This is a genomic window from Flavobacterium sp. UM26 (assembly GCF_057922445.1).
Window position 1 is genome coordinate 31,753 of record NZ_JBVHCY010000006.1, and the last position, 18,809, is coordinate 50,561.

Here is an 18,809-nt window from a genome sequence, read left to right on the forward strand (position 1 = left end):
AGTTCATAATCTATCGTTATTTCTGAACAAAGTTTTATAACAGAAATTTAAAATTCTAACAAATAAATTATATATATTTGAGTAATGAAAAGTAAAACCAACCAAATAATTAGCATTTTCATTCTTTTCTCCATATTTATGGCCATTCTTTGGCATAAATTTTCAAACAAACTTCACTTTGAAAACCCCTATTATTATAATCTTATAAAAGATGTTATTTTTATCTTATTTGTAGGTTTATTATTTCGATACATCTTATCAAAAAACGACAAACGAAATAATAGGATTTTAGAAAAAATAAAATCCAACACCAACGAAATAAAAGAATCCAACGAAAAATATGATATTGTATCAAAAGCCACTAGCGACACCATTTGGGATTGGAAAATACAAGAAGACGCCATAACTTGGAACAAAGGAATTGAAACCATTTTTGGATATACCGAGGATCAAGTAGGCAACAACTCGGCTTGGTGGTTTGACAAAATTCATCCTGAAGACAGTATTAAAATGTCGATTAAATTATATTCGTTTATAGAACAGAAGTCCGAAAAATGGCAAGATCAATACCGTTTTAGATGCGCTGACAACACCTATAAATATGTCCTTGACAGAGGTTTTCTTTTAAAAGACAAAAAAGGGAGAGCCTACAGAATGATTGGAGCTATTCAAGATATTACCAAGCAAAAGGAAGAAGAGCAAAATCTAAAATTACTTGAAACGGTAGTAACCCAAACAAAGGATGCTGTAGTAATTACAAAATCAGACTCCGACAACTCGCCATTACCTAATATAATTTATGTAAATGACGCATTTTGTAACATGACAGGTTACAAATCAAAAAAAGTCTTAACAAAACCATTTAATCCATTTAACACAGAAGATCCTGACCTAGACGAATACGAAAAATTTAGCAAAGCCATCGAAGAAAAAAGAGAATGTCAAATTGAAACATTGACACGAAAAAAGAACAAAGAGGAATATTGGGTACGTTTTTCAATGATTCCAATTTACAATGCAGACAATCAGCTTTCACACTGGATTTCGATTCAAAAAGATGTAACCGAAGAAAGAAAACAAGAAAAAGAAAAAGAACAACTTATTCGAGAATTAACCCAAAACAACAAAGACTTAAAACAATTCTCCTATATCACCTCACATAATTTGAGAGCACCATTATCAAATTTAATTGGCCTCCTAAACCTTATCGAGGATATCAACATAACAGACTCCGAATTACTAGAAATCATAAATGGCTTCAAAAAATCAACACATCTTTTAAATGAAACCATCAATGATTTAGTAAAAATTATAGTCATCAAAGATCAGATTTCTATACAAAAAGAAACAGTTTCAATCAACGAGGTACTAGAGCATGTTTTCAGTCAACTCCACTTTCAAATTGAACAATCCAAACCCATACTGAAACTAAATTTTGAATCAACAGATACAATCTATACAAATAAAGCGTATCTTGAGAGTATATTAATGAACCTATTAACCAATTCAATTAAATATAAATCAGAAAATAAAAAGTTAAAAATATCGATTTCAACAAAAAAAGTAAATAATAAAACCGTTGTAAAATTCAAAGACAATGGAATTGGAATAGACTTACAAAGAAATTCCGATCATATATTCGGACTCTACCAGCGCTTTCATGATTACCCTGACAGCAAAGGATTAGGACTTTATTTGGTGAAATCACAAATTGAATCGTTGGGCGGAAGTATCACTGTAACAAGTGAAGTAAACAAAGGCACACAATTCACGCTAACCTTTTAATAACTAAAAAATGTACAACACCATTTTTTGTATTGATGACGACCCAATTTCATTGATGATAAGTAAAAAAATCATCTCAAAAACTGCATTTGCAAAGGAAGTTGTCACGGCTTTAAATGGCGAAGAAGCATTACGTGTGTATGATAATTTTAAAGAAAACCCAACAGAGCTAATATCTAAACCACAGTTAATATTTCTTGATTTAAACATGCCTGTTATGGGAGGATGGAAATTCTTAGACGTCTTTACTAGTGAAAAATATCAAGAATTCAACACAGTTAAAGTAATTATCCTATCCTCCACCATTGATCCCCAAGATTTAGCAAAAGCCAAAACTTATAGCGTAGTAGCAGATTTCCTTCCAAAGCCTATAACTGTAGGAATGCTAGATTATCTCAAAGAAAAATTCAGATAAAACAAGACATAAAAAAAACTCCTAGAAGGAGTTTCTTTTTTTTCTATTTTATATTGTACTACAATTTAGCAACATGTTTAGTTAACTTAGATTTTAAGTTAGAAGCTTTATTATCATGGATAATATTTTTCTTAGCTAACTTATCAATCATAGAAATAACAGCAGACAATTTAGCTGTTGCGTCAGCTTTATCCGTAGCAATTCTCAACGCTTTGATAGCATTACGAGTAGTTTTGTGTTGGTATCTATTTAACACTCTTTTCTTTTCGTTACTTCTAATTCTCTTTAGAGCTGACTTATGATTTGCCATTGTATTATTTTTTTATCTTTATTATTTTTCTGTAGTCCGTAAGGGAATCGAACCCCTGTTACCAAGACGAAATCTTGGCGTCCTAACCCCTAGACGAACGGACCAATATTCTTCTAAGTACGGGAATCAATTCAATAAAAGTTCGTAGTCCGTGGGGGAATCGAACCCCCCTTACCAGGATGAAAACCTGGCGTCCTAACCGATAGACGAACGGACCATTATCCTGATTAGTCCAGGAAAAACTTTAAACCTCAAAACAAATTTGTAGTCCGTGGGGGAATCGAACCCCCCTTACCAGGATGAAAACCTGGCGTCCTAACCGATAGACGAACGGACCCTGCTTCTGTATTGCGGATGCAAAAATACAACTATTTTTGAGAAGCGCAATAGCTGATGCAAAAAAAATTTATTTTTTTTAATATGCCTTAGCAAAAAGCACTCTCCCCACAGAAGGATTCCCTGTAAACACGCAGCTTCCAGACTCCTCTATCCTATCCAAAGGAATACATCTTATGGTTGCTTTTGTTAATTCTTTTATCTTTTCTTCGGTAGCGGCAGTACCGTCCCAATGGGCAGAAATAAACCCTCCTTTACCTTCCAAAACAGACTTAAATTCCTCAAAACTATTTACTTCTGTAATATGATGCTCTCTGTAAGATAGTGCACTATTAAACAAATCGGTTTGAATTTGAGAAAGTAATGTAGCAATATAATTTTCGATTCCATCAGCCGCCACAACTTCTTTAGACAAATTATCTCGTCGTGCCACTTCAAAAGTTCCATTTTCTAAATCTTTTGGACCAACTGCAATTCGAACAGGAACACCCTTTAATTCCCACTCTGCAAATTTAAACCCTGGTTTCTGCGTGGTTCTATCATCGTACTTAACACTAATATTAAGCTTGCGTAAAGCAGCTGAAACATTAGCTACGGCAGTAGAAATAGCTTGCAATTGTTCTTCTGACTTATATATAGGTACAATTACAACTTGAATTGGCGCCAAATTAGGAGGCAAAACCAATCCTTTATCATCAGAGTGTGTCATAACCAAAGCCCCCATCAATCGAGTCGAAACCCCCCAAGAAGTTCCCCAAACATATTCCTGTTTCCCTTCTGCATTGGCAAACTTCACATCAAATGCTTTCGCAAAATTTTGCCCCAAGAAATGAGAGGTTCCTGCCTGCAATGCTTTTCCGTCTTGCATCAAAGCTTCAATACAATATGTTTCTTCTGCACCAGCAAATCGCTCTGTTTCTGTTTTCAATCCTTTTATAACTGGAATCGCCATGAAATTTTGAACAAAATCAGCATATACATTCATCATTTTTTCGGACTCTTCAATTGCCTCTTTTTTCGTTGCATGAGCTGTATGACCTTCTTGCCACAAAAACTCAGCAGTCCTCAAAAACAAACGCGTCCTCATCTCCCATCTTACCACATTCGCCCATTGATTAATCAACAATGGTAAATCTCTATACGACTGTACCCATCCTCTATAAGTCGACCAAATAATCGCCTCACTAGTTGGACGTACAATTAACTCTTCTTCTAACTTAGCATTAGGATCTACCATCAACTTTCCTGACTTATCAGGATCGTTCTTTAATCTATAATGAGTTACTATCGCACATTCTTTAGCAAAACCTTCTGCGTTTTTCTCTTCAGCTTCAAACATACTTTTGGGCACAAACAAAGGGAAATATGCATTTTGATGTCCCGTTTCTTTAAACATACGATCCAACTCGGCTTGCATTTTTTCCCAGATAGCATATCCGTACGGCTTGATTACCATACAGCCTCTAACACCTGAATTCTCGGCTAAATCAGCTTTTACAACTAGCTCATTATACCATTTAGAATAATCTTCTTCTCTTGTAGTAAGGTTCTTGCTCATATCAAATAGTTTGGCACAAATTTTGTTTTATTTTTTTTAACGTATTAGTTAGGCAAAACTAACTATTTTTGTATTGTTCAACAATAAAAAATCCCATAGAATTATGAAAACCACTGTTTTTTCCTCAAAAAATATAAGCCAATTTACTTTTATTGGATTTTTAAGTTTAATTATCACTTCGTGTGGTTCCTATCAAAATAGTTCATACTACGAAACCGATGGTGTATATGGTTCAAATTCTTCAAGAATCATTTATAATGAATCCCAAAACACCTCTGGCAATCAATACCAAGAATATTTTAATTCACTTCAAAACGACAACGCTTCTAGTGATATTTTTACTGATGTTGAAAGTTATAATAATTACACAGACATCAATGACAGCATTCAAGCTCCAAAAACTGGCTATGCAAGTTGGGGAAGCAATCCACAAAGCACCACTATAAATATCATCGACAACGGTTGGAATAACTGGTATGGCGCTGGATGGGGTTGGGGATGGAACAACCCTTGGGGATGGAATGGCGGATGGGGTTGGAATACTGGCTGGGGCTGGAACACTGGCTGGGGCTGGAATGTTGGCTGGGGTTGGGGTTACCCTGGAGGCTGGTGGGGATATCCAGGAGGTTACTGGGGATACCCAAGTTACCGATATAACAATTACGTATATAACACAAGCAGAAGAGGCTCTGGATACTACTCTAATGGCAACTACGTAAACAGAACCTACAACAGCCGTAATAGCCAAAATATAACTAACTTCAACAGAAGAAGCAGTACTGATTTTAGAAGAAATTCGAATACTGACTATAGCTCTAACAATTCTTTTAATAGAAGAAATTCGAATACTGATTACAGTTCTAGCAATTCTTTCAATAGAAGAAACAATAGCTCTAACTCGAACAATTCGTCATACACAACCACAAGAACCAGTAGAGAAAGTAGCAATTACAACTCAAATTATAATAACTCTTCAAGATCAAGAAGTAATAGTTATACTCCTAGTCGCTCTTATTCGCCAAGTTCCTCTGGCGGAAGCATGCGTTCTTCTGGAGGCGGTGGCGGATCAAGATCTTCTAGTGGAGGCGGAAGAGGCGGAAGAGGATAACAACTCCCTTTTTACAATTATTCAATCAACTAACTTAATCAACATGAAGAATTCCTTTTTACTACTTGCTTTTGCTTTTATGTTTACATCAGCAAATGCGCAAGATATATCTGATGCGCTACGATATTCTGTAGATAATCTCAACGGTACTGCTAGATACCGATCTATGAGCGGAGCTTTTGGAGCATTGGGTGGTGATTTATCTTCTATTAATGTGAATCCTGCAGGTTCTGCTGTGTTTAACAACAACCAATTAGGACTAACTATAAGCAATTATAGCACTAAAAATAATTCCAACTATTTTGGAACCCAAACTAGTGATAGTGAAAATTCTTTTGATTTGAATCAAGCAGGAGGTGTTTTTGTATTTAAAAACCATGATAAAAATGCCAAATGGAGCAAAATAGCCTTTGCAGTTAACTATGAAAATACCAATAATTTTGACAATGCTAAATTTTCTGCAGGAGTAAATCCAACAAATTCTATCGCTAACTATTTTTTGAGTTATGCTAATGGAATTCCGTTGGACATACTTGAAAACGGAAATTACCCAGAGTTAAATAATGCTGAACAACAAGCTTTCTTGGGCTATCAAGGATACATAATCAACCCTGTTTCGAATTCATCTACCAACACTGCTTACAGTTCAAATGTTCGAGAAGGTGGCAATTACTACCAAGAAAACGGTATTTATTCTAATGGATTCAATGGTAAATTATCTTTTAACTTTTCTTCTTCCTATAAAGACAGACTTTACATAGGCATTAACCTTAATTCGCATTTTTCTAATTTTACGCAATCGTCTAGATTTTATGAAGACAATGATAATACCTTAACAAATGTAGACCGAATTAACAGAATGCGTTTTAGTAATGATTTGTACACGAACGGAACGGGATTTTCTTTTCAAATTGGCGCTATTGCAAAAATTACAGATGGATTACGATTAGGCGCAGCATATGAATCACCAACGTGGATGAATTTGAGTGATGAATTGACACAACGATTAAGCTCTGTTAGGAGCAACACTTCTGGAGAATTACCTGCCGATGTGATTGACCCACGGGTTACTAATTATTATGCACCCTATCGATTACAAACTCCTAGTAAATTTACCGGAAGTGCGGCTTATGTATTTGGCAAAAAAGGGTTAATAAGCATTGATTACTCTATTAAAGATTATTCAAATGTGAAATTCAGACCTACCAATGACGATTACTACAGAAGATTGAACGCCGAAATGAATGCAACTCTTGATAATTCAGGCGAGTTACGAATTGGTGCAGAATATAAAATTAAAGCATTGAGTTTGAGGGGTGGCTACCGAATGGAACAAAGCCCTTATAAAAACAAAACCACTATTGGAGACTTAACTGGCTATTCTGGAGGTTTGGGATACAATTTTGGCGCAACTCGAGTTGACTTGGCTTATTCTTATGCTAAACGCAATTACCAACAAGGCTTTTTTAGCACGGGACTTACGAATGCAGCAAGTATAGACGCTATTAACAACAATGTGTCTCTGACGGTGCTGTTTGAATTGTAAAAAAAAAGAAGCCAAGTTTGGCTTCTTTTTTTTTGCTGTACTATATCGAGTCTTCTTGTAAATGACAACAAAAAAGCCTTATCTTCCTTATAGCCCCGGTAGAAGCGGCATCCTTTGCCTTTTTCTTTCAAAAGGCAAAGATATAGCGAATGACGGGTCATTAACTACAAGAAAGCCTCCATGTTTCCGCTCCTAATTCAATTCAAAACTTTAGTCAAAAACCAAAGCGTATTGGGATGTCGTACGTAATAAATACTTTTTCTGAAGAAAAAAAAGCGTAATTTTGCCAATTCCTAGAAGAAGGGGAATTAATATTATGAGAACAAAGTCATCAAAAAAGAACAAAATTAATGTTATCACTTTAGGGTGTTCAAAAAATGTGTACGATAGTGAAGTCTTGATGGGACAACTTCGCGCCAGTGGAAAGGAAGTTACGCATGAAGCAAAAGCGGAAGATGAGGGTAATATCATTGTAATCAACACTTGTGGTTTTATTGATAATGCCAAAGCAGAATCGGTTAACATGATTTTGGAATATGCAGATAAAAAAGAAAAAGGATTAGTTGATAAAGTTTTCGTAACAGGTTGCCTTTCTGAAAGATATCGTCCGGATTTAGAAAAAGAAATTCCGAATGTAGACCAATACTTTGGCACCACTGAATTACCTGGCTTATTGAAGGCTTTGGGTGCTGACTACAAGCACGAATTATTGGGCGAGCGTTTGACAACAACTCCGAAAAACTATGCTTACTTAAAGATTTCTGAAGGTTGTGATCGCCCTTGTAGTTTTTGTGCAATACCATTAATGAGAGGAAAAAATGTTTCGCAAACCATTGAAAAATTGGTTAAAGAAGCAGAAGGTTTAGCCAAAGATGGCGTAAAAGAATTGATTTTGATTGCTCAAGACCTTACCTATTATGGTCTTGATTTGTATAAAAAACGTGCGCTTGGTGATTTACTAGAAGCATTGGTAAAAGTGGAAGGCATTGAATGGATTCGTTTGCATTATGCATTTCCTACTGGATTCCCGATGGACGTATTGGAAATTATGAAGCGTGAACCAAAAATATGCAACTACATTGATATTCCGTTGCAACACATTTCGGATAGCATTTTGAAATCGATGCGTCGAGGAACAACTCAAGCAAAAACTACTCAATTATTGAAAGATTTCAGAGCGGCTGTTCCAGGTATTGCTGTTCGCACAACTTTAATCGTTGGTTATCCTGGAGAAACTCAAGAAGATTTTGAGACGTTGAAAGATTTTGTTCAAGAAATGAAATTTGACAGAATGGGTTGTTTTGCTTATTCGCACGAAGAAAACACACACGCTTATTTACTAGAAGACAATGTTCCTGACGAGGTAAAACAAGCTCGTGTTAATGAATTAATGGAACTACAATCACAAATTTCATGGGATTTGAACCAAGAAAAAGTAGGTAAAACGTTCAAATGTGTTATTGACCGCAAAGAAGGAGCACACTTTATTGGTAGAACCGAATTTGATAGTCCAGATGTAGACAATGAAGTATTAATTGATGCTTCAAAACATTATGTAAAAACTGGCGATTTTGTCATGATCAAAATTACTGATGCAACTGAATTTGATTTATACGGAGAACCCGTTTAATTAGTATATTTGAATTTATAAATAGTTTACGATGCAAAAATTTCAATATTTATTGTTTTTAGGGTTTACATTATTTTTCACTCAAACCAATTGGGCTCAATTTAACAATGGATACGGCAACAATGGATATGGGGGATACAATGGTAGAATGAATCAAATGGGAATGGGTTCAGGCCCAACTCAAAGCGCTCCTAAACCACCATCTAACGAAGAAACCGCCACAAGAGTAATGGAGAGCCTAAAAGCAGACCTTAATCTGGATGCATTACAAGAAATTGCTATCAAAAATTTATTAATTGAAAGTTTAAATGCCCAAGGTGTTATACTAAAAAAAGAAAGCTCTAACGAAAGTAAAAGCGAAGATATTAAGGTAATCTCTGAAAATACAGATCGTAAAATTCTGGAATTATTGAATCCAGACCAAAAAGACCTTTACAAAAAAATTATTGCTGGAGGATTCAAAAAGAAGAAAAAGAAATAGAAACTAGCCAATCATCAACCAACTAATCAATTAACGATGTTTAGACAACTTATACTTAGCATCTCTTTGGGTTTGCTTATTAGTTCATGCGGAACTAATCCTTACAAGGAAAGTAATAAAGTATACGAACAGCAATTAAAAATCTTACAGCAAAAACTAGCTGAAAAAGAGGCTATTCTGCTAAAAAAAGTAGAAACCACCAGTACCTCTCTAGATACATTGTACACCAAACAAATCAACACGTTGAAGGATTCTATTTCTAAATTCAATCCAACAGCACTTGAAAACATCAAAACAGAATGGATTGGTACCGTAAACTTCAACTTAAGAAAGCCTAATTTTGTAATCATACATCATACAGCTCAGGATTCCTTAAAACAAACTTTAAAAACATTCACCTTAGCAAGTACAAAAGTGAGTGCCCACTATGTAATCGCCGAAGATGGAAAAGTAGTTCAAATGCTAAACGACTATTTGAGAGGTTGGCATGCTGGCAATGGAATTTGGGGAAAAAATAGTGATATTAATTCTACTTCTATAGGAATTGAACTTGATAATAACGGCTCAGAGCCGTTTTCAGAGGCACAAATTAATAGCTTATTGGCCCTTTTAGCAAAACTAAAAAAGGACTATAACATTCCTACTCAAAATTTCATAGGACACTCTGATATTGCTCCAACCAGAAAAGTAGACCCTAGTGCTTTGTTTCCGTGGCAATTATTGGCTGAAAAAGGTTTTGGTCTTTGGCCAGATGCACAAATAGAAACCGCCCCTACAGATTTCAATGCTGAAATGGCTTTGCGAATAATTGGATATGATACAAAAAACCTGAATGCCGCTATTAAAGCTTTTAAATTGCATTATATCAAAACAGAAATTGACTCAGTCTTAGATCAAAAAACGCTAAATGTTATTTATGCTATTTATAAAAAGCAACTATAATTAAGTAGAATAAATTGAATTAAAAAAGGCTTTTTGATAGTATTCAAAAAGCCTTTTTTATTACTTAAAACTTAAACCAAGCATAAGGTTCATGTTCAAAATCTAATGCTCTTGGTAAACCGTCCCCAGGTGTAACTTTTAGTTCTGGCAATATTGATGGATTAGATGGGTAAGTCTTTCCGTTAAACTTTACAATACGGTATTTACTTCCACTGTATATAAACAAGTCCTTCCATCCGTTGGTTTTATTCGTATCGATTACAACCGGATTACCTGATACCGAGAATTGCGTAATTACATTTCCTTGATCATCCAACAGCAGTTGAGTACATCCTCCAGTACCACAAAAATAACCTCCAGTTAATCCAACTAGGATCTCTTTTTTTCCATCTTCGTTTAAATCATATTCAAAGAAAATAAACTTTTTACTATTGTCATCGATAAAATTCTTTGCCAAATCATCTTTGTACAAGTCTTTCAAAGTTAAACGAATCAAATCGGCTGTTTTCAAATTAGAAGAATTAATTCCATAACTTCCAGCTGGAATGGTATCTGTTGGGTCTGGATCTACCATTGCTTCCGTTTTAACTGTATCTACAACTAATGTGGTAGAATCAATTGGCATTTCTTCTTGTTTAGCTTCTTTTTTACAAGAAGTCAAACCAAAAAGAGCTATTAATGATAAAGTTACGATTGCTTTTTTCATTTCGTCTTAATTTTAAATTGGTTACTAAAATTCTATATTGCTCTTATTAATAATCAACAATTATACCTTTTACTAAAAGAAGTCTTTTGTGAAAAACTAGAATTATTCCTTATCCAAATTTTCATCATTGTTAGCAGAAACATTGGAACGAATATGTAAATCTTGCTGTGGAAATGGTATTTCGATTCCATTTGCTTTAAATGCTACATCGATGGCTATAATAAGGTCATTGCGAACGTCATTCCCAAAATTAAAATGAGGCACCCAATACTTTATAGCAAAATCTATAGAACTATCGTTGAATTTTGTCACCCAAACCATAGGAGCTGGATTTTTCAATACCAATTCGTGTTGCATTAACACCTCTATCAAAATAGTTTTTACTTCATTCAAATCTGAGCCATACGCCACGCCCAAATCAATCTCAAATCTACGACGATTACTACCCATAGTCCAATTCACCAAATGTTGACTCAACAAATCGCCATTTGGGATGATTACATCTGCTCCATCCCAAGTAGTAATAACACTGCTACGAATTCCGATTGATTTCATCTTACCCGTTTGCCCTCCTACCTCAACTATATCATCCAAATTAATGGGTTTTTCGAAGGCAATAATTAATCCGCTAACTAAGTTGTTAATTACATTTTGCAAACCAAAACCAATACCCACACTCAACGCACTAATCATCAACGCAATTTTATCCATAGGTATTCCCACTGATATAAATGCGATTAAAACACCAACAGTAATTATGGCTATACGTATCAACAGTAACCAACTCCCTAAACCTGATTTTGGTGTTCCGCCATTGGCTCCTTTACTCTCAGTGGTTAAAAACGAAACAATTTTGGCACTTAGGCCCGACATAAACAAAATAAAGAAAAACAAGAATATCGCATTGAATGAAAACTTAAATTCACCAAATTGTTTTTCTTCATAAAATGCCTCAGAGATAGGCTCTATAAAATTTTGAAAAGTATAGGAATTTCTACTTATTAGCACATACCAAGCTATCGCAAATAAAACATAAATAAAAGAGGGTACTTTAAAATTCTCTTCTTCTTTTTGTTCAGCCAATAATGCTTCTTCCTCAGATTGCGTCAAGTATTTTGAAAAGTTTAAAATATCTAAACTTAAACCAAAAGCCCAAATTAATTGATAAGCGATTAAAATGGTAAAATACCCATTGGTCATAAATATTTTGGACAAATTATAACAATTGGCTAATGATAAAATCATCGCACAACATTCAAAAATCATAAACACTAAAAGAGCAATAGCGAAACTTTTTTCATGAATTTCTTTGTCCTTTTTCTTTCTATTCCAAAACACATAAAGACCTAAAGCAAGACCTATTATACTTAAAAACAAAACGAATCTAGACACCGAAACAGTGTAAAGCAGCAATAAATTATCTTGAAAAGCCAAATTATTGAGCACAAAAAACACAACCCAAATTATAAACCAATATTTACTTACGGATTTGTACAAAATAAGCGTTAATGCAAATCCACCAATAATCCACAAAAAGGCACTAAAGACAAATGGCGGAGACGGTAAGAAAAATTGAAAAATAGAAGTCATAATCAATATTGAGGCCGCCAAAGGATAATTCAAAACGTGTCCTGGGTATTTTAAGTCCTCATATAAATCTGCTTTTTTGTATTTGCTTCTAATCACTCTTAAATAAAGTGTGAGCCCAATTATAAAGAGTAGTAACAAGGATAAAATCCCCGTTTGATTTGCAAAATAAAAAACAAACAACAGGTATCCTTTTGTAAAAGAATGTACAAAATTCTCTACAAATGAAAATCCCTTTTCTTTTGAGGTGTCAATATCTGGCGACATTGAGTTTACTTTTTCACTCAATTTCTTTCTGGCATTATTTACAACAGCTAAGTCAGACTCCAAACTAAATTTGAACATTTTCCCATTAACCTCTAACTTTTGAATACTATCAATAGCATTTTTTAGGTTGGTATTGGCATTATTTAAATCCTTAGCCATCAACACCATGCGTTGAAAGTAATTTTTTTTGGCAGTTTCTTGAGTTGGGATTTGGTAAAAAATCTTATCGGTTGCCAAAGAATCCATTCTTCGCTGTATTCCGCTTAAAGAGGTGTTATTTAAAGAGATTTTATTCAACTGAAAATCAGTTCTTTTTAGTAATTCTTTCAACAAAAGAGAAGTTGTTGTTAAATCCCTCACTGTTTGCATTTTACCAACATCCTTTACGATACCTTTTACCGATTTCTCCTTCCATTCAATTAATAATTCAAGTTCTTTGGTAAAGCCTTTATAATCGATACCTTCTTTGAGTATTGTATTTGCTTTCTGAATTTCCTCATTGAGTAAATTAAAACTAGCATTCTGCCTATTTGTCAACACATTAAACTCATAGTTTGTTTTGTTTTCTTTCAAACTCGCTTCGTTCAATTTTTGCATTAACGAATCTAACTGCTTGTTTTCTTTTACCAAAGTATCCTTATTGACCGTTTGTTTAGCCTGACCAAAAGAAGCCAAAGTAATGGCAAAGAAGAATACGGTGCAGTAGGCTTTAATTTTTAAAACAAAAAAATCTCTTAACACTCTTTTTGGGCTAGTTTTCATAAAAAAGGAATTATTAATGATCAAATAAAAAAGGGCTATAAACATTTTTTTAGTAAGTAATCATAGATTAACTACAAAACTTATCATAAAAATAGTTAAAAAAACAGAATTATAACCAATTAATTTTTAACCCCTTACCAAGGTTTTAACTTCATCATTCGTTAATAAAAATCAAAAAGAACAAGAAGTAAGAGCAGATTGATTTATTTTTACTTACAAATTTAGTATTCCCCAATGGAGTAAAATGTATAGAATACTGCTATTTTATCAAAAAAATGACACTCAATCTCAACAATCTTTTTACCAAAGAATTACCTGCCGACTCAGATACGAACAATGTTCCGAGACAAGTTTACAATGCTTGCTTTTCATATGTGACCCCAAAAGTTCCCACAAATTCATCACTAATTCACGTTAGTTTTGAAGTTGCCAAACAAATTGGATTAGAATATGATGCGTTGAAGGAAGATGATTTCCTGGCTGTTTTCTCAGGAACAAAAATATATCCTAACACACAACCTTTTGCAATGTGTTATGCTGGGCATCAATTTGGGAATTGGGCAGGACAATTAGGAGATGGAAGAGCCATTAATTTGATGGAAATCAAGCATAAAGAAAAAAACTTTACACTACAATTAAAAGGTGCTGGTCCAACTCCCTATTCACGAACTGCAGACGGATTAGCTGTTTTACGTTCCTCCATTCGGGAATACTTATGCGCAGAAGCTATGCATCATCTTGGAGTACCTACCACTCGATCACTTTCATTGGTTTTAACTGGAGACGAAGTGCTTAGAGACATTATGTACAATGGGAACCCCGCTTATGAAAAAGGAGCCATCGTATGCCGAGTTGCTCCTAGTTTTATTCGATTTGGAAATTTTGAAATTTTTGCCGCCAGACAAGATCATACGAATCTGAAATTACTAGCTGATTTTACCATTCAACATTACTTCCCATCCATAAAAGACACAGGAAAAGAAAAATACATTCAATTTTTTAAAGAAGTTTCTAACAGCACATTGGAGATGATTCTTCACTGGCAAAGAGTAGGTTTTGTTCACGGAGTTATGAATACAGACAATATGTCAATTCATGGCATTACTATTGACTATGGCCCTTATGGTTGGCTAGAAGACTACAACCCTACTTGGACACCAAACACAACAGACAATCAACACAAAAGATATCGATTTGAAAATCAACCTCAGATTGGCTTATGGAATTTGTATCAACTCGCCAATGCATTGTACCCATTAATCGAAGAAACCCAACCTCTCGAGGCAATTTTGGACGCTTACACCAAAGAGTATGACTCCAACTATCTCGAAATGATGCAATCAAAATTGGGATTACAAATAAACGATAAAGAAGATCGCGACTTAATTCAAGAACTTATTGATTTGCTACAAGAAATAGAGACTGATATGACTATTTTCTTTAGAAACTTAAGTTTAGTTCTTAAAAATGATACTCCAGAAACTGCTTTAACAAAAATTGAATTTGCCTTTTATAGTGCTAATGATTGTAATGAAAGCATTGCTCTGAAATGGCACAATTGGTTCACTAAATATAGCAACAGACTTCAACTAGAAACATTCTCTGATGCAGAAAGAAGTTCCGCTATGAATCAAGTTAACCCAAAATATGTCCTTCGCAATTACATGGCACAATTGTGTATTGATGCCGCTGAAAAAGAGGACTATTCTATACTAAAAGAATTGTTTGAACTTTTACAAAAACCTTACGAAGAACAACCCGAATATGAAAAGTGGTACGCCAAACGACCCGATTGGGCAAGAGTTAAGATTGGTTGCTCTATGCTAAGTTGCAGTTCATAAAAAAAAGGAAGCTTTACAGCTTCCTTTTTCATTAAAAAATCATTTTTTACTTTGAGAAAGAGGTCAACAACTCCGTTTTCTCAATCTTGCCATTCTTAGCATAGGTTTCTTGCTTTACCATACCTACTCCTTTAGCAACCCATTGCTTAGTAGTACCTTTTTTGGCAAAAAGCAATTTAGTATCTGTTGTGGCCGTAATAACCATACAATCAAAAGTACCTGCAGGAACGGTTATTTTCTCTTGCCCAACTACCTTTCTATCCAAGGTTTTAAAATACATATTCATATTCATTGCTGAGGATTTTACAGCAATATCAATTTCACTATCTGGTAATGTCTGACCTACGCTTAAATCTAGCGGTGACTCAACATCTTTACCAGAAACATCTACTGTAATGTTGGGGTCTTTCATATTAGATTTTAATTGATTGCTTACAATCTTTTTCTGATCCATGATAGCTACCTTACCATCACAAGTGATATCGTACTCGGTATTCAAAGTTTCCTTTCCTTTGGAATTGGTCACAAGATGAATGACAACTTTGCCTGATGAAACATCTTTTACCAAAAAACTAGAAACTGCCTCTACCTCATTTTTTTTATCATAGGCAGTAATTTCATATTTAGCTCCTTTGTGGGCAGCAAAATATCCGTCACACGGTTTTTGTCCAAATACCAAAGTAGTTGAGTATAATAAAACCAGTACTAAAAAACCAAATTGATGCAATACTTTTCGTTTCATATTATTTCTTTTTAAGTTGATACACAAGCAAATATAACTTTTTCAAAAGAAAAAAAATTGAAAAAATAGAAATATTTACAGCACGATTACCTCATAAAACATAGCCAGCATATGATTTCAAAATCATTTATTACTATTAACAACCTGAAATCAAATTATAATTATGAAGCGGTGTCAAAAAAAACTCTTTTTTATACGCTATCAAAAATCAAATGGATAGTTTTGCATTTTATAGAACAAAATCAAAATCATTAAAATAAAATAAAGATGAATCAAGAGATTATCAATGCTTTTGAGGTTATAAAAAACGGCGGTATCATTCTTTATCCAACGGATACGGTTTGGGGCATTGGTTGCGATGCGACGAATCCCGAAGCCGTAGCCAAAATATACCAACTCAAACAAAGAACCGAAAGCAAAAGTATGATTTGCCTTATGAATGGGGAAAAAATGATGTACAACGTATTCAAGGAAATTCCCGAAGTAGCCTGGCAAATTCTAGATTTATCCGAAAAGCCAACAACTTTAATACTAGATAACCCAAGAAATGTAGCTCCAAATCTTATTGCCGAAGACCAATCCTTAGGAATTCGATTGGTAAAAGAGCCTTTTTGCTTTAAGTTATTGGAGCGAATGAAGAAACCGTTAGTTTCTACTTCTGCTAATATTTCTGGGCAACCTACACCAAGTTCTTTCAAAGAAATTAGTCCAGAAATTATAAAAGGCGTAGACTATGTTGTAAATTTGCAGCACGAAAAAATTGCAGGAAAACCTTCTACGATTATTAAATTGACGAATGATTCTCAAGTTAAAATCATAAGAAAATAATTTTTTTTTGCCGCAGATTCGCAGATTTTAGAGAAAGAAGAAATTAATATGATTTTATAATTTATGGCTCAATATTTATTTGAAAAAGAGACCTATAAAATAATAGGAATTTTATTTGAAGTACATAAAAATCTAGGAAAAGGTTTTTCTGAAATCGTGTATAAAGACGCATTAGAATATGAATTTAATATAGCTAACATACCTTTTGAAAGAGAAAAGGAATATGTAGTAAATTATAAAAACACCATTTTAAAACACAAATTCTATGCTGATTTTGTAGTTTTTGACAGTATTATTCTTGAAATAAAATCTTGTGAATCTTTTAATAACAGTCATATTTCACAATGTTTAAATTATTTAAAAGTGTCAAAAACTAAATTAGCGCTTTTAGTAAATTTTAATAAAACATCTTTAGAACACAAACGAATAGTACTGTCAGAAAATTAGCTGAAAATCATAATTTTTAAAATAAAATCAGCGAATCTGCGGCAAAAAATCGTGGTAAAAACAAGATATGAATTATAAATCAGCACTTAATAACACAATATTCGAAGTAATATCGAGAGCTTCCCAAGAACTAAACATAGATAGTTATGTAATTGGTGGGTTCGTTAGGGATTTACTTTTACAAAGGGGCTCCAAAAAAGATATCGATGTGGTGGCTGTGGGCAGTGGTATCGAATTGGCGCTCAAAGTTTCCGAACTTTTACCTAAAAAACCAAAAGTACAAGTGTTCAAGACTTATGGAACCGCTATGCTCCGTTTTGAAGATACTGATATTGAATTTGTAGGTGCCAGAAAAGAATCCTACAACCACGACAGCCGCAATCCAATCGTTGAAAACGGAACGCTACAAGATGATCAAAACCGCCGTGACTTCACGATAAACGCCTTGGCTTTGTCTTTGAATCCATCTAACTTCGGAGAACTCTTAGATCCCTTTGCTGGTATTTCTGATTTAGAATCTAAAACAATAAAAACTCCGCTTGACCCAGACATCACCTTTTCGGATGACCCGCTAAGAATGTTGAGAGGCATTCGTTTTGCTACGCAATTAGGTTTTGAAATACATCCTGATTCTCTGGATTCCATTACCAAAAATGCTGAACGAATAAAAATCATTTCAGGAGAACGCATTGTTGAAGAGTTAAACAAAATTCTTCTGACTGAAAAACCTTCTTTGGGTTTTTTATTGCTTTACAAAACGGGATTATTAGAACTGATTCTGCCTGAATTAACCGCCTTGAATCAAGTAGAAGAGATAGAAGGACACACGCACAAAAACAACTTTTATCACACACTTGAAGTAGTCGATAATATTTGCCCGAACACGGATGATGTTTGGTTGCGATGGGCTGCTTTATTGCACGATATTGGAAAAGCTCCAACGAAACGCTTCAACAAAAAACAAGGATGGACGTTTCACGGTCACGAATTTTTGGGCGGTAAAATGGTTAAGAAAATCTTCGAAAGATTGCATATGCCTTTGAATCACAAAATGAAATTTGTACAAAAAATGGTAGTGATGAGTTCAAGACCAATTGTCTTGGCGCAAGACACAGTTACTGACTCAGCAGTACGTCGTTTGGTTTTTGATGCAGGAGAAGATGTAGAAAACTTAATGACACTTTGCGAGGCAGATATCACCACTAAAAACCCAAACAAGTTCAAAAAATACCACAGTAATTTTGAAATTGTACGTAAAAAAATTGTTGAAGTTGAAGCGCGCGACCACGTTCGCAATTTTCAACCTCCAATCAGTGGTGAGGAAATAATGGAGCTCTTCAATTTAAAACCATCCAGAGAAATTGGCATCCTAAAAGAAGCGGTTAAAGAAGCTATTTTAGAAGGAGAAATACAAAATGAGTACCAAGCAGCTTATGAATTTATCTTAAAAAAGGGGGCCAAATTAGGCCTAAAGATTAACGATTGTTAGCCCTTTTTTTCGTTGCCAAACCCATAAAT

At 34.3% G+C, this 18,809-nt stretch carries 16 protein-coding genes and 3 tRNA genes; 11 read left to right on the top strand and 8 right to left on the bottom strand.

Annotation, left to right across the window (positions count from 1 at the left end; all coding sequences use genetic code 11):
• The first annotated feature begins 84 nt into the window (after positions 1-84).
• Positions 85-1,785, top strand: coding sequence for a PAS domain-containing sensor histidine kinase (locus ACZ1AQ_RS08485; protein ID WP_489632492.1), 1,701 nt, complete (start codon positions 85-87; stop codon positions 1,783-1,785).
• Positions 1,786-1,795: 10 nt separating this feature from the next.
• Positions 1,796-2,200 (top strand): response regulator, encoded by a 405-nt coding sequence (locus tag ACZ1AQ_RS08490; protein ID WP_489632493.1) that lies wholly within the window; start codon positions 1,796-1,798, stop codon positions 2,198-2,200.
• 58 nt (positions 2,201-2,258) lie between these two features.
• Here ACZ1AQ_RS08490 and rpsT read toward each other — a convergent pair whose 3' ends face one another.
• From rpsT to proS, 5 genes are all read right to left on the bottom strand, one after another.
• Positions 2,259-2,510, bottom strand: coding sequence for a 30S ribosomal protein S20 (gene rpsT / locus ACZ1AQ_RS08495; protein WP_064715194.1), 252 nt, complete (start codon positions 2,508-2,510; stop codon positions 2,259-2,261).
• Positions 2,511-2,542: 32 nt separating this feature from the next.
• Positions 2,543-2,614 (bottom strand) — tRNA-Glu (locus ACZ1AQ_RS08500).
• 41 nt (positions 2,615-2,655) lie between these two features.
• Positions 2,656-2,727 (bottom strand) — tRNA-Glu (locus ACZ1AQ_RS08505).
• A 48-nt stretch (positions 2,728-2,775) separates the two neighbouring features.
• A tRNA-Glu gene (locus ACZ1AQ_RS08510) sits at positions 2,776-2,847 on the bottom strand.
• A 78-nt stretch (positions 2,848-2,925) separates the two neighbouring features.
• Entirely contained in the window at positions 2,926-4,404 is a 1,479-nt protein-coding gene (proS, locus tag ACZ1AQ_RS08515; protein WP_489632494.1) for a proline--tRNA ligase, read from the bottom strand.
• Between the two features lie 103 nt (positions 4,405-4,507).
• Between proS and ACZ1AQ_RS08520 the strand changes: the two genes are divergently transcribed.
• The 5 genes from ACZ1AQ_RS08520 to ACZ1AQ_RS08540 all read left to right on the top strand — a co-directional run bounded on the left by ACZ1AQ_RS08520 (position 4,508) and on the right by ACZ1AQ_RS08540 (position 10,111).
• Positions 4,508-5,512, top strand: coding sequence for a hypothetical protein (locus ACZ1AQ_RS08520; protein WP_489632495.1), 1,005 nt, complete (start codon positions 4,508-4,510; stop codon positions 5,510-5,512).
• Positions 5,513-5,555: 43 nt separating this feature from the next.
• Entirely contained in the window at positions 5,556-7,058 is a 1,503-nt protein-coding gene (locus tag ACZ1AQ_RS08525) for an OmpP1/FadL family transporter (protein ID WP_489632496.1), read from the top strand.
• A 316-nt stretch (positions 7,059-7,374) separates the two neighbouring features.
• Complete coding sequence (rimO, locus tag ACZ1AQ_RS08530) at positions 7,375-8,688, top strand: 30S ribosomal protein S12 methylthiotransferase RimO (protein ID WP_489632497.1); 1,314 nt, start codon at positions 7,375-7,377, stop codon at positions 8,686-8,688.
• A 31-nt stretch (positions 8,689-8,719) separates the two neighbouring features.
• Positions 8,720-9,169 (top strand): hypothetical protein, encoded by a 450-nt coding sequence (locus ACZ1AQ_RS08535; protein WP_489632498.1) that lies wholly within the window; start codon positions 8,720-8,722, stop codon positions 9,167-9,169.
• 36 nt (positions 9,170-9,205) lie between these two features.
• The gene (locus ACZ1AQ_RS08540) at positions 9,206-10,111 is read left to right on the top strand and encodes an N-acetylmuramoyl-L-alanine amidase (protein WP_489632499.1); all 906 of its coding nucleotides are present in this window, start codon (positions 9,206-9,208) and stop codon (positions 10,109-10,111) included.
• Positions 10,112-10,175: 64 nt separating this feature from the next.
• Here the strand turns inward: ACZ1AQ_RS08540 and ACZ1AQ_RS08545 are convergent, their stop codons facing one another.
• Positions 10,176-10,817 (bottom strand): hypothetical protein, encoded by a 642-nt coding sequence (locus tag ACZ1AQ_RS08545; RefSeq protein ID WP_489632500.1) that lies wholly within the window; start codon positions 10,815-10,817, stop codon positions 10,176-10,178.
• A 102-nt stretch (positions 10,818-10,919) separates the two neighbouring features.
• Positions 10,920-13,433 carry a mechanosensitive ion channel family protein gene (locus tag ACZ1AQ_RS08550; protein ID WP_489632501.1) on the bottom strand — a complete coding sequence of 838 codons (2,514 nt, stop codon included), beginning with the start codon at positions 13,431-13,433 and terminating at the stop codon, positions 10,920-10,922.
• Positions 13,434-13,708: 275 nt separating this feature from the next.
• On the opposite strand from ACZ1AQ_RS08550, the gene ACZ1AQ_RS08555 reads away from it, so the two are divergent.
• Positions 13,709-15,274 carry a protein adenylyltransferase SelO gene (locus tag ACZ1AQ_RS08555; RefSeq protein WP_489632502.1) on the top strand — a complete coding sequence of 522 codons (1,566 nt, stop codon included), beginning with the start codon at positions 13,709-13,711 and terminating at the stop codon, positions 15,272-15,274.
• A 46-nt stretch (positions 15,275-15,320) separates the two neighbouring features.
• On the opposite strand, the gene ACZ1AQ_RS08560 is transcribed toward ACZ1AQ_RS08555, so the two are convergent.
• Positions 15,321-16,016, bottom strand: coding sequence for a TapB family protein (locus ACZ1AQ_RS08560; RefSeq protein WP_489632503.1), 696 nt, complete (start codon positions 16,014-16,016; stop codon positions 15,321-15,323).
• A gap of 267 nt (positions 16,017-16,283) precedes the next feature.
• Between ACZ1AQ_RS08560 and ACZ1AQ_RS08565 the strand changes: the two genes are divergently transcribed.
• The 3 genes from ACZ1AQ_RS08565 (at position 16,284) to ACZ1AQ_RS08575 (ending at position 18,780) form a co-directional block, all read left to right on the top strand.
• The gene (locus ACZ1AQ_RS08565) at positions 16,284-16,844 is read left to right on the top strand and encodes an L-threonylcarbamoyladenylate synthase (protein WP_489632504.1); all 561 of its coding nucleotides are present in this window, start codon (positions 16,284-16,286) and stop codon (positions 16,842-16,844) included.
• A 63-nt stretch (positions 16,845-16,907) separates the two neighbouring features.
• Positions 16,908-17,291, top strand: a complete 384-nt coding sequence (locus tag ACZ1AQ_RS08570) for a GxxExxY protein (RefSeq protein ID WP_315169964.1) — start codon at positions 16,908-16,910, stop codon at positions 17,289-17,291.
• Between the two features lie 67 nt (positions 17,292-17,358).
• A complete protein-coding gene (locus ACZ1AQ_RS08575) occupies positions 17,359-18,780 on the top strand; it encodes a CCA tRNA nucleotidyltransferase (RefSeq protein WP_489632505.1) in 1,422 nt (473 codons plus the stop codon).
• Positions 18,781-18,809 lie beyond the last annotated feature (29 nt).

What these genes read in the sequence shown, in the direction of transcription:
- proS (WP_489632494.1), bottom strand. Translation starts at nt 4,404, where the DNA reads ATGAGCAAGAACCTTACTACAAGAGAAGAAGATTATTCTAAATGGTAT.
- ACZ1AQ_RS08485 (WP_489632492.1), top strand. Translation starts at nt 85, where the DNA reads ATGAAAAGTAAAACCAACCAAATAATTAGCATTTTCATTCTTTTCTCC.
- ACZ1AQ_RS08575 (WP_489632505.1), top strand. Translation starts at nt 17,359, where the DNA reads ATGAATTATAAATCAGCACTTAATAACACAATATTCGAAGTAATATCG.
- ACZ1AQ_RS08520 (WP_489632495.1), top strand. Translation starts at nt 4,508, where the DNA reads ATGAAAACCACTGTTTTTTCCTCAAAAAATATAAGCCAATTTACTTTT.
- rimO (WP_489632497.1), top strand. Translation starts at nt 7,375, where the DNA reads ATGAGAACAAAGTCATCAAAAAAGAACAAAATTAATGTTATCACTTTA.
- ACZ1AQ_RS08555 (WP_489632502.1), top strand. Translation starts at nt 13,709, where the DNA reads ATGACACTCAATCTCAACAATCTTTTTACCAAAGAATTACCTGCCGAC.
- ACZ1AQ_RS08570 (WP_315169964.1), top strand. Translation starts at nt 16,908, where the DNA reads ATGGCTCAATATTTATTTGAAAAAGAGACCTATAAAATAATAGGAATT.
- ACZ1AQ_RS08545 (WP_489632500.1), bottom strand. Translation starts at nt 10,817, where the DNA reads ATGAAAAAAGCAATCGTAACTTTATCATTAATAGCTCTTTTTGGTTTG.
- ACZ1AQ_RS08565 (WP_489632504.1), top strand. Translation starts at nt 16,284, where the DNA reads ATGAATCAAGAGATTATCAATGCTTTTGAGGTTATAAAAAACGGCGGT.
- ACZ1AQ_RS08550 (WP_489632501.1), bottom strand. Translation starts at nt 13,433, where the DNA reads ATGAAAACTAGCCCAAAAAGAGTGTTAAGAGATTTTTTTGTTTTAAAA.
- ACZ1AQ_RS08560 (WP_489632503.1), bottom strand. Translation starts at nt 16,016, where the DNA reads ATGAAACGAAAAGTATTGCATCAATTTGGTTTTTTAGTACTGGTTTTA.
- ACZ1AQ_RS08490 (WP_489632493.1), top strand. Translation starts at nt 1,796, where the DNA reads ATGTACAACACCATTTTTTGTATTGATGACGACCCAATTTCATTGATG.
- ACZ1AQ_RS08525 (WP_489632496.1), top strand. Translation starts at nt 5,556, where the DNA reads ATGAAGAATTCCTTTTTACTACTTGCTTTTGCTTTTATGTTTACATCA.
- ACZ1AQ_RS08540 (WP_489632499.1), top strand. Translation starts at nt 9,206, where the DNA reads ATGTTTAGACAACTTATACTTAGCATCTCTTTGGGTTTGCTTATTAGT.
- rpsT (WP_064715194.1), bottom strand. Translation starts at nt 2,510, where the DNA reads ATGGCAAATCATAAGTCAGCTCTAAAGAGAATTAGAAGTAACGAAAAG.
- ACZ1AQ_RS08535 (WP_489632498.1), top strand. Translation starts at nt 8,720, where the DNA reads ATGCAAAAATTTCAATATTTATTGTTTTTAGGGTTTACATTATTTTTC.